The sequence below is a fragment of the Marinobacter alkalisoli genome (assembly GCF_045449855.1).
Lineage (GTDB): Bacteria > Pseudomonadota > Gammaproteobacteria > Pseudomonadales > Oleiphilaceae > Marinobacter.
This window is the reverse complement of the sequence record NZ_JBJJLC010000054.1, coordinates 24,366-37,632: the sequence shown is the minus strand read 5'-3', so window position 1 is coordinate 37,632 and position 13,267 is coordinate 24,366. Positions and strand designations below refer to the sequence as shown.

At 58.8% G+C, this 13,267-nt stretch carries 11 protein-coding genes; 6 read left to right on the top strand and 5 right to left on the bottom strand.

What is annotated here, in order from left to right:
* Window positions 1-264: 264 nt before the first annotated feature.
* The 5 genes from ACJO5Y_RS19200 to mnmH all read right to left on the bottom strand — a co-directional run bounded on the left by ACJO5Y_RS19200 (window position 265) and on the right by mnmH (window position 4,759).
* On the bottom strand, window positions 265-630 hold the full coding sequence (locus ACJO5Y_RS19200) for a histidine triad nucleotide-binding protein (RefSeq protein ID WP_406989453.1): 366 nt from the start codon (window positions 628-630) through the stop codon (window positions 265-267).
* 30 nt (window positions 631-660) lie between these two features.
* Entirely contained in the window at window positions 661-1,956 is a 1,296-nt protein-coding gene (locus tag ACJO5Y_RS19195; RefSeq protein ID WP_406989452.1) for an FAD-dependent monooxygenase, read from the bottom strand.
* An 80-nt stretch (window positions 1,957-2,036) separates the two neighbouring features.
* Window positions 2,037-2,594, bottom strand: coding sequence for an aminoacyl-tRNA deacylase (locus ACJO5Y_RS19190; protein WP_406989451.1), 558 nt, complete (start codon window positions 2,592-2,594; stop codon window positions 2,037-2,039).
* A gap of 152 nt (window positions 2,595-2,746) precedes the next feature.
* Window positions 2,747-3,604, bottom strand: coding sequence for a mechanosensitive ion channel family protein (locus tag ACJO5Y_RS19185; protein WP_406989450.1), 858 nt, complete (start codon window positions 3,602-3,604; stop codon window positions 2,747-2,749).
* A gap of 63 nt (window positions 3,605-3,667) precedes the next feature.
* Window positions 3,668-4,759, bottom strand: a complete 1,092-nt coding sequence (gene mnmH / locus ACJO5Y_RS19180; RefSeq protein ID WP_406989449.1) for a tRNA 2-selenouridine(34) synthase MnmH — start codon at window positions 4,757-4,759, stop codon at window positions 3,668-3,670.
* Window positions 4,760-4,895: 136 nt separating this feature from the next.
* On the opposite strand from mnmH, the gene ACJO5Y_RS19175 reads away from it, so the two are divergent.
* From ACJO5Y_RS19175 to ACJO5Y_RS19150, 6 genes are all read left to right on the top strand, one after another.
* Window positions 4,896-5,561: a class I SAM-dependent methyltransferase gene (locus ACJO5Y_RS19175; protein WP_406989448.1), complete on the top strand. Its 666-nt coding sequence runs from the start codon at window positions 4,896-4,898 to the stop codon at window positions 5,559-5,561.
* 536 nt (window positions 5,562-6,097) lie between these two features.
* A complete protein-coding gene (gene cysZ, locus ACJO5Y_RS19170) occupies window positions 6,098-6,856 on the top strand; it encodes a sulfate transporter CysZ (RefSeq protein ID WP_406989447.1) in 759 nt (252 codons plus the stop codon).
* A 60-nt stretch (window positions 6,857-6,916) separates the two neighbouring features.
* Complete coding sequence (rapA, locus tag ACJO5Y_RS19165; RefSeq protein WP_406989446.1) at window positions 6,917-9,778, top strand: RNA polymerase-associated protein RapA; 2,862 nt, start codon at window positions 6,917-6,919, stop codon at window positions 9,776-9,778.
* Between the two features lie 102 nt (window positions 9,779-9,880).
* Complete coding sequence (locus ACJO5Y_RS19160; protein WP_406989454.1) at window positions 9,881-12,328, top strand: acyl-CoA dehydrogenase; 2,448 nt, start codon at window positions 9,881-9,883, stop codon at window positions 12,326-12,328.
* Between the two features lie 17 nt (window positions 12,329-12,345).
* Window positions 12,346-12,726 carry a fluoride efflux transporter CrcB gene (gene crcB, locus ACJO5Y_RS19155; protein ID WP_406989445.1) on the top strand — a complete coding sequence of 127 codons (381 nt, stop codon included), beginning with the start codon at window positions 12,346-12,348 and terminating at the stop codon, window positions 12,724-12,726.
* A gap of 239 nt (window positions 12,727-12,965) precedes the next feature.
* Window positions 12,966-13,172 (top strand): cold-shock protein, encoded by a 207-nt coding sequence (locus ACJO5Y_RS19150; RefSeq protein WP_008172950.1) that lies wholly within the window; start codon window positions 12,966-12,968, stop codon window positions 13,170-13,172.
* Window positions 13,173-13,267: the final 95 nt, after the last annotated feature.

Genomic DNA, 13,267 nt, shown 5'->3' with positions numbered 1-13,267 from the left:
CGCTTAGCTTTCGCCATCCATGGCGAAAGATAGTCCCGGAAAGCCGAACCGCACACCGGCCAACCAGGATTGGGAGAAGCCCGGATTTACCATCACCGAAGTGCGCTCAAGTCTTTTCGAAGCATTGGTACCAAGGTACGAGCAAGTGGGCCGGTAATGCTGTTTGGGACTATCTTTGGCCAGGGATGGCCAAAGCTAAGCGCGCATGGATGCCTTGAGCGTGTCCCAAACAGCATTACCGGCCCGCTTGCCTACTCCCAAGCCTCAGGCCTGCTTCATCTTGTCAGTATACGGAGGCCACCCCAGTGGCTTGCCGGCCAGCACATGCAGGTGGATGTGGAACACTGTCTGCCCGGAGTTTTCGCCGCAGTTCATCACCACCCGATAACCATCGTCTGCTACCCCCTTTTCCTTGGCGATCTTCGCTGCTACCAGATATAAGTGCCCAACCAGCTCACGATCGTCTTCGGTGAGGTCGTTGATGGTGGCGATGGGCTTTTTCGGGATCACCAGAAAATGCACCGGCGCCTGTGGATTGATGTCACTGAACGCCAGGCTGAGGTCGTCCTCGTAGAGAATGTCTGCCGGAATTTCCCGGTTGATGATCTTGGTGAAAATCGTTTCTGACATGTATGGCTCCTTGGTTTTTTTATACCGGTTTCAGAACTGATTCAGCCCCGGTAAACGGGCAGTGATCTGTTTGAGAACCGCCGGCAGTTCCTCGTCGATCCCCATGGCGTAGCGGGCGACCTGGTTGCGGGCGAAGGGCAGGGCGCGGGCCGCCCCCAGGCCGAGGTTGCGTAACAGGTGAACCGGCGGGATGCGGTTGCTGAACAGGTGGTAGAAGGCGTCCATCGCCAGCATCATACGGCGGTTGGCGGGGCGTCGTTGCTGCTCGTAGCGTGCTAGCCACTGTGGGTCGGCGAGATCGCAGCCGGCCCGTCGGGCCTCGCGAATCAGGGACTGCAGACAGGCGGCGTCCTGGAAACCGAGATTGACTCCCTGTCCGGCCAATGGATTGATGGTGTGGGCGGCGTCGCCGACCAGAACCACGCGCCCATTGCTGTACTGTTTGGCGTGTTGCCGGGCGATGGGGAAACTGGCCCGGGCATCGACGTGTGTCAGTGGTGGCAGGTCAGTGGGGAAGCCCTTCTGGATCTCCGCCATCAGTGATTCGGTATCCAGCGACTTCAGTCGGGCGAGTTCTCCGGGAGCGTCGTACCAGACCAGTGATGCCCAGCTTTCTCCGGGGTGTTGATCGCCGGCGCTGTGCAGCGGCAGGAAGGCCCGGGGGCCGGAGGGGTGGAAGGCCTGCCAGGTGATGTCTTCCACCGGCCCCAGATAACGCACCGAGACGACCATGGCCTGCTGGGCATACTGGTCACGGGTGACACCAATGCCCGCCATGTCCCGTATCCGTGACAGGGCACCGTCGGCGCCAATCACCAGTTCACAGGTCAGTTCGCTACCATCTTCCAGGGTCACGGTTGCCCGGTCGTTGCCGTTATCCACAGTGGTCACGCCGTTGCCCGAGAGAACGGTCACGGAGGGCGGCTCTTCCGCACATTGCCACAGCGCCTGCTGGGTGATCCGATTCTCAACAATGTGGCCCAGATGGGTGGTCGAGAGGCTGGCAGCGTCAAAGACGACCTCGCCCAGTTTGCGGGGGATGAGGTTGCTGAGGGGGTGTTGCGTCTGGTCCCAGACCGCAAGACGTCGGTATACCGTGGTTCGCATGGCCAACATCCGTGGCCAGGCGCCGAGTTGCTGCAGGTAGCGTTCACTCCCGGCGCTGAGGGCGGAAACACGAATGTCGGGAGGCGAGCTGGTGTCGAAGGATGGAGCGCCGGCTTTGTCGACCAGAGCCACGCGGAAACCGCTCTGGCCCAGGCCCGTGGCCAGGGCTGCACCCACCATGCCGGCACCGGCAACAACTATGTCAAAAGCTTGAGTCATAACGGGTTCCTGTCTGAGGCTTCCAGTTTACGCGATGGAAGATTTCAGACAAGCGACCCGACGCTGTCCGGCACCGTCGGTCAGTAGCCGGCGGCCCTTGGTACCCGAGTTCTGGGCAGGTGTTCCGGGCGACGACGGCCTTTTGCCAGCCAGGCCGGTTTCTGGGCGCCCGGTTTGGTGAACCCCTGGTTGAGCACCATCGGCTGCACCAGTTCCAGAAAATCGGTGGTTTTCATGTGTACCGATTCGGTATGCGTGCCTGCGGCAAATGCCAGTTCCTGCTGTTCCGTCAGGGCTTCGGCGCAATAGACTGACATTTCGAACAGATTGCCGAAGGGGGGCATGGCGCCGACTTCGCAATCGGGAAAGCGGTCCTGGAATTCCTGCTCGTCGGCAAGGTCGACAAAATCGGTATCAAGGATGCCGGAGAGGCGGTCCCAGCGAATACGCCAGGTGGCGGGCATGACCAGCATGGCCATTTTGCCATCGAGCTCTATGATGACGGTTTTGACGACTCGATCACCGGCAATTTTTACGTGGTGGGCCAGTTCCTGGGCGGTGAACGCCGGAGGGTGGGACAGGCACATGTATTCCACGTTTGCCTGATCGAGGAACTCCTTCAACTGCTGTACCGGCATAGTGACAACCTCCTACCAGCAATGACAGCGACTGGGGCCGGTGGTTGTTCTAAGCCTGACCCCGGTGGCCTGGCACTGGTTCCCCGGTGGAGAACCAGTGCCATTATCGTCAGCTTAGTTGAGGCTGAGCAGAATGCGAGTAACCGGATGTATTATTGAGACGCTTGTCCCGCTTCCGCTGCGTGGGTGTAAACGTGTACATCGCGCTGTGGGAATGGGATAGTGATGCCTTCTGCATCGAACGCTTTCTTCACCTTTTCCTGCATATCCCAGTAGTACGGCCAGAGATCGTCAGTGGCTACCCAGGCTCGGAACATGATGTCGACGGAGTTGTCACCAAGCCCGCCCACACAGATTCTTGGCGGCGGATCCATCAGTGAGCGATCGTCTTCCTCGAACAGGCGCTGGCAGATGGCCTTGGCCTTGTCGATGTCATCGTCATAGCCAATGCCGAAGGTCATGTCGCAGCGACGCTTGTCGTAGATGCTGACGTTGATCAGAGTGGCATTGGAAAGGCTGCCGTTGGGGATCACGATGCGGCGGTTGTCAAAGGTGTTGACGACGGTATAAAGAATGCTGATTTCTGCCACGGCGCCAAGGAAACCTTGTGCCTCAAGGGTGTCACCCACTTTGAACGGCTTGAAAATCAGGATCAGTACCCCACCGGCAAAGTTGGCCAGACTGCCCTGCAGTGCCAGGCCAACGGCCAGGCCGGCGGCACCAATGACGGCGATGAACGACGTCGTGGCAATGCCAACCATGGAAGCAACGGATATCAGCAGCAGGATCTTCAGTATGGCCCCGATCAGGCCGCACAGGAACTTGTTGAGTGTCGGGTCTTTCTGCCCAAGCTTGGCATCCAGGACACCAATAAAACGATTGATCAGCCAGAGGCCGACAATCAGGGTAATGATCGCAAGCACAACTTTGGGGGCGTAGGCCATGATCAGCGCAATGCCCTGATCAATGATCTCAGAAGCTCTTCCATCCGCACCAAACAGGTCTTCCATCAGGCGACTCCTTGTTCTTCGTTAGTTTTTCAGGTGAATATTCGAGGTTCCCTACGAAACCGTTTAGCGATTGGCCCAGTCAATGATGGTAGCCGGAGGGCCCTGGACCATAATCCGCCCCTTCTTCTGACTCAGCTGATAGTCGTACATCGGGTCGTAATAGTCTTCCAGCAGTGCCTGGATCCATCGATTGTGACCGCCCGGATCGCCCTTGTCCCGCTGTTGATCCAGAGCTTCGGTCATCAACTCCCGAAGGTGTTTGTGCCTTTCCCCGCCCAGTCGCTTGCGGATCCGGTCCAGTGCGCTGAGCAGGTAGTCATGGAAGTTCAGCCAGCCGGCCTCGGAGCCGTCCCGGGCAGTATAATCGGCAAGCATGTTTTCGACATAATCTTCGCGGATAATAGCAATCCGCTCCGACATTGGCTGCTCCAGCACCATCAGGGGCGCTTCGGACATTCGCTCCCTCAGGCTTTCCGGCAGGACACAGCGTCCCACAAGCCGGCTTTCATCCTCCAGGTAAATCGGGCCACCGATACGATGTGTGGCCTTGAGCATGGCCACCGCCAGCCGGTTTTCGAAGTCGATTTGCGAAGGTTGGGGCGTCACCTTCCTGCCGAAACTGGAACCCCGATGGTTGGCCAGACCTTCCAGATCCACCGGGTTGGGCAGCTGCTGCAGCACCCGGGTTTTCCCGGTGCCGGTGCGGCCGCTCAGGATGATGAACCCGGAAGACGCTATCATGGATTCCAGGCTGTCGATCAGGAAACGGCGAAGCGCCTTGTAACCCCCCTTGATCAGCGGGTAATCGATGCCTGAATCCCGGATCCACTGTTGCGTTAACCGTGATCTCAGGCCGCCCCGGAAGCAGAACAGATAGCCGTCGGGGTGGTTGGCAATGAAGCGCTTCCAGGCCTCAATGCGCTGGCCCTTGATGTCGCCGGAAACCAATTGGTGGCCGAGTTCAATGGCCTTGTCCTGGCCCTTTTCCTTATAGCAGATGCCGACCCGGTGACGTTCCTCGTCATTCATCAGCGGCGCATTTTCCGCGCACGGGAAGCTGCCCTTGCCGAACTCCGTCGGGGCGCGGACGTCCATCATCGGGGTGTCATTCAGGAACAGGGAGAGGTAATCGTCGGTATCGGGTCTGGAAGCCATTTCAGTGGTTTGGGTCGTAGGAAAAATGTCGCTGCAGTATAACGGAGACGGTGGTTTTTTGCTCGCCCACAGGTATGGCTGTCCGCTGGCGCAAGCTACAATGCAGCGCTTTCATAACCAGTGATCCGGAGTCGTGATGAACGAGGACGTACTCAATCACCACCTGCAGAAGACCCTCAGCCGTGGGCGGGTTGCGGTTACCCGACCGGCCGGGTGTCCGCAAATTGCCCTCTATCTGTTTGATCCCACGGTGCTGGAAGGGCCGCTGAGTCATGAGGAAGCACAGGCTGTGGTGGCGGAACCTGCCTACTGGTCCTTTTGCTGGGCAAGTGGGCAGGTGTTGGCGGCCTGGATCCTGGCGAATCCGCAACGGGTGGCGGGCAAGCGGGTGCTGGATTTCGGTTCCGGCTCCGGTGTGGTGGCGATCGCCGCTGCGATGGCTGGCGCAACTGAGGCCATCGTCTGTGATATTGACCCAGCTGCGCTCGATGCCGCTACGGCTAATGCGCGTCTGAACAATGTTGCGGTAACTCTGTGTGGAGACTGGCATGCAAAGCCGGAAGGCATCGACGTGGTGACGGCGGCGGACGTGCTCTACGATCCTGAAAACAAGCCGTTGTTACAGGCATTTCACAGCGCCGCCCCCCAGGTGCTGCTTGCGGATTCTCGGGTCAAGAATCTGGGTGACGAGCGGTACCAGCGTCAAACGGTGATTGAAGGCAGAACCTGGCCGGATCTCAACGAGTTCGAAGAATTCAATCAGGTCCGGATATATCTGGTGGAAGGGTTGCCGGGAGCATAGAAAAAGAAAGGGCAACCCTCAGGCTGCCCTTTTCGGAACAGGTCGTCGCGTCCTTGCGAAATTTGCAACTGCCGTGTTGCGTTATCCTTGAGCCACTCCGTGGTGCCGGCGTCCGAGCCAGCTATCCAGAAAAATTTCCCTTAAGCGAGGCGTCCATGTGTCCCTGCCTCTCCCTGCATCCAATTGCCGGGGTGCGTCCTGTGCGTCTTCCGTTTCCCTGTCATCCCTGACGAATCCACTATAGCAACCCTGGTCTGACAAACGTGTGACATACGCAGGTCCTTGCGCCGTCATTTGTATGACGCCTTTGGTTAATTTAGGTAAAACAGTGAGTTAGTTTAGTTGCGGTTTTGTGTGATCGGAGTGCCTACGCAATGTTTCCGCAAGGGCTTACGCGCTTGTAGGAAATATCGCACAAAAAAACTGGAGATATTCTCACATCTGCGAATCCGGGATCTCATCGGGCTGTGGTGAGGGTGGCAACATGGTATGCTTTGCGCCCCGTCACTGTCATTGAAGCGGAGGTAATGCCACCTATGTTGAAGGGAAACTTTTTTCGTGGCCTGGGCTACCTCGGTGAAGGTTTCAGGTTGATTCGCCAGCCTGGCCTGCGCTTGTTCGTGGTTATTCCCCTGATTATCAACATCCTGCTGTTTGGTCTGCTGTTTTATTTTCTCGCTGAACTGTTCGCCGCCATGATCGCTGCCGCCATGGGTTGGTTGCCTGACTGGGCCTGGCTGCAGAGCCTGGACTGGTTGTTCTGGATTCTGTACGGCGTGGTGATTCTGCTGATGCTGGCCTATGGGTTTGTCATTCTGGCGAACCTGATCGGGTCGCCCTTCTATGGCTACCTGGCGGAGTTGACCGAGAAGCATCTCACCGGCCAGGAAGTCAGCACCGACGATGGCTGGAGCCAGATCATCCGCGATATTCCCCGCGCCCTGTGGCGGGAAGTGCAGAAAATTCTCTACTACCTGCCGCGGGCCATCGGCCTGTTGATCATTGGGCTGATTCCGGTGGTTAACCTGGTGGCTGCCGTGCTGTGGTTCCTCTTTAACTGCTGGATGATGTCGCTGCAGTACGTGGATTACCCGGCGGACAATCATAAGGTCAGTTTCCCCGCGTTGCGCAAGCTATTGGGTGATACCCGGCTGTCTGCCTTCGGTTTTGGTCTGCCGGTGGCGCTGGCTGCGATGGTGCCGGTGCTGAACCTGGTGGTGGTACCGGCGGCGGTGTGTGGCGCGGCGGCTTACTGGGTGCGTGAGAGCGGCGCAGACTACAAACAACTGAAGTAATGACACTGACGCAAGCAACGACTTTACAGACACCCTGAATTGAAACGCGACGGAGGTTTCTTGGACGCATCGGATTTTGTCATCGGCCAGCGCTGGGTCAGCCACAGCGACACTGGTCTCGGGCTTGGAATTGTCACCGACATCTCGGGGCGACGGGTGACGCTCGGGTTCCCGGCGGCCGACGAAGAGCGCACCTACGCTATTGATAACGCCCCCCTGTCCCGCATCATTTACCAGATAGGTGAAGAGATCGAGACCTTCGATGGCGATCGCTATACCGTGCGGGCAGTGGAAGAGTTGGGCGGCGTGCTGATGTACCACGCCGACGATGGCGAAGACATCCAGCAGATCTCCGAGGTCAAGCTGAGCAGCTCGGTGAATTTCTCGGCGCCCCATCAGCGCCTGTTTGCCGGTCAGTTTGACCGCAACGGCGCCTTCCGGCTTCGCGTCGCGACCCTGCAGCACCAGGATCGTTTGCGGGCATCCTCCGCCCAGGGCCTGATTGGGGCCCGTACCCAGCACCTGCCTCACCAGATCTACATTGCCCATGAAGTGGCCAGCCGTCATGCGCCCAGGGTGTTACTGGCCGACGAAGTGGGCCTTGGCAAAACCATTGAAGCGGGCCTGATTCTTCACTATCAGCTGCACACCGGTCGTGCGAAACGGGCGTTGATCGTGGTGCCGGATTCGTTGATTCACCAGTGGCTGGTGGAAATGCTGCGGCGTTTCAACCTGCGCTTCTCCATTATTGATCAGGGCCGCTACGATGCGTTGTCCGAAAGTGAGGACGACGTCGACGCCCTGGTCAACAAGGTGTTCGGGGATGCGTTCTCGGTCAATCCGTTTGAAAGCGATCAACTGGTGCTGTGCAGCCTCGACTTCCTGAAGTCCAGCCCACAGGCCCAGAAGGACGCCGTGGCGGCCGGCTGGGACCTGATGGTGGTGGACGAGGCCCACCACCTGGCCTGGAGTCCGGAGCAGGTAAGCCCGGAATACCAGTTGGTGGAGGATCTGTCGGCGGCCAGCCGGGGCTTGTTGTTGCTGACCGCGACCCCGGAGCAGGTGGGCGTGGCCAGCCACTTTGCCCGCTTGCGCCTGCTGGACCCCGCCCGTTTCCACGATCTGGAGGCCTTCCGCGAGGAAGAGCAGCAGTACGAAGCCATCAATGAGGTGGTGCGCCGCTTGCAGGATAACGGTGACAGCCTGGCTGCGGATGACCGGGCCGCGCTGGAAAACTGGCTGGGTGACGAACTGGCGGTGCTGGAAAAGACTCCCGAGCCGCAACAGGCCATCATTGATGCCCTGCTGGATCGTCACGGCACCGGCCGCGTGCTGTTCCGCAATACCCGCGCTGCGATTCAGGGCTTTCCGGAACGCCGTGCCCTGCCGGTCCCCCTGCCGTGTCCCGAGAGTTATCAGCCCCACCGGTTTGGCCTCGAAAATCTGGCGCCGGAACGTGCGCTGGACGAAGAGCAGTGGCTGGCGGACGATCCCCGCGTGGCCTGGCTCGAGAAAACCCTGACCAGCCTGAAGCCGGCCAAGGTGGTGGTTATCTGTGCCCATGCCAGCACTGCCATGGCGCTGGAGCATTATCTGCAGCTGCGGGCCGGTATCCGCAGTGCGGCGTTCCACGAGCACCTGAGCCTGATCGAACGGGACCGGGCGGCGGCCTATTTCTCCGACACCGAACAGGGTGCCCAGGCGCTGATCTGTTCCGAGATTGGCAGTGAGGGGCGCAACTTCCAGTTCGCCCACCACCTGGTGCTGTTTGACCTGCCAGCCAACCCGGACTTGCTGGAGCAGCGTATCGGGCGGCTCGATCGTATTGGCCAGTCCGACACTATCGACATCCACATTCCCTATCTGGAAGGCACGGTTCAGGAGGCCCAGTTCCGCTGGTTCCATGAAGGGCTCAATGCCTTTGGTGAGAGCTGTTCCGTTGGCGTTGCGGTGCAGGACAAGGTCCAGGCCGAATGGCAGCGTGTGGTGGATGGCGAATTTGCAGAACTGGACACCGTACTGGCGGATTCCAGGGCCGAGGCCGACCGCCTGCGTACGTTGCTGCAGAATGGTCGCGATGCACTGATCGAAATGAATTCCTGTCGCACGGATGTGGCGACGGATCTGATTAGCCAGATAGAGCAGGAAGAAGGTTCCGCGGAAGTGCGGGACTACATGATAGAGGCGTTCGACATCCTCGGCGTGGATTTAGAAGATCATTCCGAGCACGCCGATGTGCTCAGGCCCGGCGAGCACTACCACGCCGGGCACGTGTCCGAATTGCCGGAAGATGGTCTGACCGTCACCTGGAGCCGGCAGCAGGCGCTGGAGCGGGAAGACATGGCGTTCATGAGCTGGGAGCACCCGCTGGTGACTGGTGTGATGGACTCGGTGACCAGCTCCGGCCTCGGCAAGGCTGCGCTGGCCAGTCTGTCGGTGAAGGCCTTGCCGCCGGGTACGCTGTTGCTGGAAGCCTTGTTCACGGTGCACTGCCCGGCGCCCGAATCACTGCAGTTGTCGCGATACCTGCCGGTGTCGCCGCTGCGGTTGCTGGTGGACGTCAATGGTCGCGATCTGTCTGCCGCCTTGCCCCATGACCGCCTGAACGATCTCTGCTCCAATATCCGCCGGCGCACTGCGCAGGCGATCGTGCCGCAAATCCGGCCACAGGTGGAGACCATGGTTGATCACGCCGAGGGGCTGGCGGACCCTCATCTGGAACCGATGCGTGAAAAAGCACTGGAACAGTTAAACCGGGTGTTTGAGCCGGAAATCCGTCGTCTTGAAGCGCTGAAGAAAGTGAACCCGGCCATCCGGGACGAAGAGATCGGATTTTTCCGGGACCAGTTCGGGGCGGCAAAATCGGCGCTCACGCAGGCCAGTCTGTCCCTGGAAGGCATTCGGGTGATTGTAACTGCCTGATCATGATGTGATTACTGGTCAGGAATCATCTGATCGGTTACCTTGAACGTAACGAAATGTAGTCTTCGATATTCAATCCATGAATGACAGAGAGACCTTATGATGACTTTCATTCTGTTCGTGATCGCGGTGGCCGGTCTGCTGACCGTGGCGCGCCGGGAGTCCGGCGCCAAGCCGGCCATTGGTGTGATGGTGGTGGTCGGGCTGTTGTCCCTGATATTTGCCTCCGGAACCCTCGCGCTGATTCTGTTTATTGGTGCCGGCGTAACCGCCGCGGCCGGGCTGCCGGGATTCCGCCAGAGCTGGCTGACACCGCGCATTTTCGCCATGTTCAAGAAAGTGGCGCCGAAAGTCTCTGAGACTGAGAAGGTAGCCCTGGAAGCGGGCACTGTGGGCTGGGATGGTGAGTTGTTCACCGGCCAGCCGGACTGGCACAACCTGTTGATCAATCGCAACACCGGCCTGAGCGATGAAGAACAGGCATTCGTGGATAACCAGTGCACCCAGGCCATCTCCATGTGTAACGCCTGGGACCTGGCGGTCGAGCGTGCTGATCTGCCGAAAGAACTGTGGGACTTCCTGAAGAAAGAAAAATTCTTCGGCATGATTATCCCGAAGGAATACGGCGGCCTGCATTTCTCGGCCAAGGCTCAAACCGCGGTGCTGCAGAAGCTGGCGGCCAACGAGATGCTGATGGTATCCGTAGGCGTGCCGAATTCCCTCGGCCCGGGTGAGCTGCTGGTCAAGTATGGTACCGAGGAGCAGAAGAACCATTATCTGCCGCGCCTGGCGGACGGGCGTGAGATCCCCTGTTTCGGTCTGACCGGTCCCCGCGCGGGTTCGGACGCCACCTCCCTGCCGGACACCGGCATTGTCTGCAAGCAGGAAGTTGACGGTAAGGAAGTGCTGGGCATCCGGCTCAACTTTGAGAAACGCTGGATCACCCTGGCGCCGATTGCCACGGTGGTCGGCCTGGCGTTCCGCATGTTCGACCCGGATGGTTTGCTGGGCGATGAGGAAGACTACGGCATCACCTGTGCGTTGATTCCCCGAGACACCAAGGGGATGGAAATCGGTCGTCGTCATTGCCCCATTGGTCATCCGTTCCTGAATGGTCCGATCAAGGGCAAGGATGTCTTCATTCCGCTGGATTACATTATCGGTGGTCAGGAAATGGCCGGTCAGGGCTGGCGTATGCTGGTTGAATGCCTGTCCGTGGGTCGCTGCATCACCCTGCCATCCGGTGCAGCCGGTGCCGCGGCTTATGCCGTGGGTACTGCAGGTGGCTTTACCCGGATTCGTCGTCAGTTCAATACTCCGGTCGCGGATATGGAAGGGGTGCAGGAACCTCTGGCGCGGATTGCCGCCAAGACCTACATTTCCCAGGCAGCGGTAAACCACACCGCCAACATGATCGACAAGGGCGAGAAACCGGCCGTCCCGTCGGCGATCCTCAAGTACCACCTGACCGAGTTCCAGCGCAGTGTGCTGACCGATGCCATGGATGTTCACGGCGGCAAGACGGTCACTCTCGGGCCCCGTAACTACCTCGGTATCGGCTTCAGTGGTGCCGCGGTGTCCATCACCGTGGAAGGCGCCAACATCATGACTCGCAGCCTGATGATCTTTGGTCAGGGCGCTATCCGCTGCCATCCCTACGTGCTCAAGGAGCTGGCTGCGAAGGACAATGACGACATCGATGCGTTCGATGATGCCTTCTTCGGTCACGCCGGTCTGATCTTTGGCAATGCCGCCCGTGCCTTTACCCAGGCCCTGGGCGTAGGGCGCGCGGACGTACCGTTTGACAGCGCCAGTCGCAAGTACGCTCAGGCCGTTGCCCGCTTCAGTGCCGCCTTTGGTCTGTGCGGTGATGCTGCCATGACCACGCTGGGCAGTGAACTGAAAATGCGCGAGCTGATCTCCGCGCGACTGGGTGACATGCTTTCCAACCTGTATCTGGCGTCCATGGTGCTGAAGAACTGGCACGAAACCCAGCCGGTGGAAGGTGAGAGGGAAGTGATGGAGTACAGCCTCGGCCTGCTGCTCCACCGCACGGAAAATGCACTGGATGAATTCCTCCAGAATTTGCCCAATCGTCCGGTGGCGATGGCTCTGCGCGTTGTGACCATGCCGCTCGGTCGCCGCTGGGACGCACCTCATGATGACCTGGCACGCAGTCTGGCCCGTGCGATCTCCACCGACACCCCGATCCGTAGCAAGCTGATTGCCAGTGCCTGGACCACGGATGGCGAAGGCAAGGTGGAAAACCCGGTGGCCAGTTACAATGGCCTGCTGAAGGACTACGACAAGGCCGAACAGCTCTATCGCAAGGTCACCAAGGCCTACGCCAAGGGCGAGTTGCCGATGACCGCGCTCCACCCGGAAGAGCGCTTTGAAGCGGCCCTGGAAGCCGGTGTATATACCAAGGAAGAGGCGGACTTCATGCGGCAGTACGAGACGGTGGTGCTGGAAATGCTCACCGTGGACGACTTCCCGTTTGATGAGTTTGCCCGTAACAAGGACACAGTCATTGATCACAACCCTGCATGATCGGGCAGTGATCTGATATGTGGCTGTCCTTTGTTGCCGTGAGTGTTGGCGCCGTGATCGGCGCCAACCTTCGTTGGGCGCTGAGTTTGTGGCTGAATGCCAGCTATCACGCCATTCCCATCGGTACCCTGGTGGCGAACCTTGCGGGCGGGTGGCTGGTGGGGCTGTTGATTGGTTTCTTCATGCATGGCAGTTCCCTGGCTCCTGAATGGCGACTGTTCGCCATCACCGGCCTGTGCGGTGCGTTAACCACCTTTTCCACTTTCTCGCTGGAGATGTTCGCGGCCATCCAGGAGGGCAAGTGGAGTATGGCCATTGCCGGCGTATTGGCCCATGTGATCGGCTCCATCCTCATGACAGCGCTGGGAATTTATACTTTTGGCCTGCTTCGCGGCTGATGGGTATCTCTACCTACAGAAATTATTAAAAATACCCTTGGCAATCCCCTGAATCAGGAGTAGAGTGTTTCGCGTAGGAAAGATTCAGCAAAGCATTTCATGAATAAGACGTACCTCCGCAGTTAGTAGTGACCGTCCTGTTTTTGATTCCGCGAGTTCTGTATTTCCGTCAAACGCTGACCCTGCACCACGAAGGTGTCTGGCAGCAGATAATATGATTGATTTCAGGAAGTTTAAGTATGTCTACTACTACCGGTACTGTTAAGTTCTTCAACGAAGCAAAAGGCTTTGGCTTTATCACTCGTGAAGGCGGCCCGGACGTTTTTGTTCACTACAGCGCTATTCAGGGCAGCGGTTTCAAAACTCTGGCAGAAGGCCAGCAGGTTGAGTTCACCGTTACCCAGGGCCAGAAAGGTCCTCAGGCGGAGAACGTTGTTGCTCTTTAATCCCTCCCGGATTAAGCAATAACCGCCAAAAAAGGCAGCTTCGGCTGCCTTTTTTTATGTCTTTGGCCCCTCCCGAAATTTGTGATTCCAGTCTC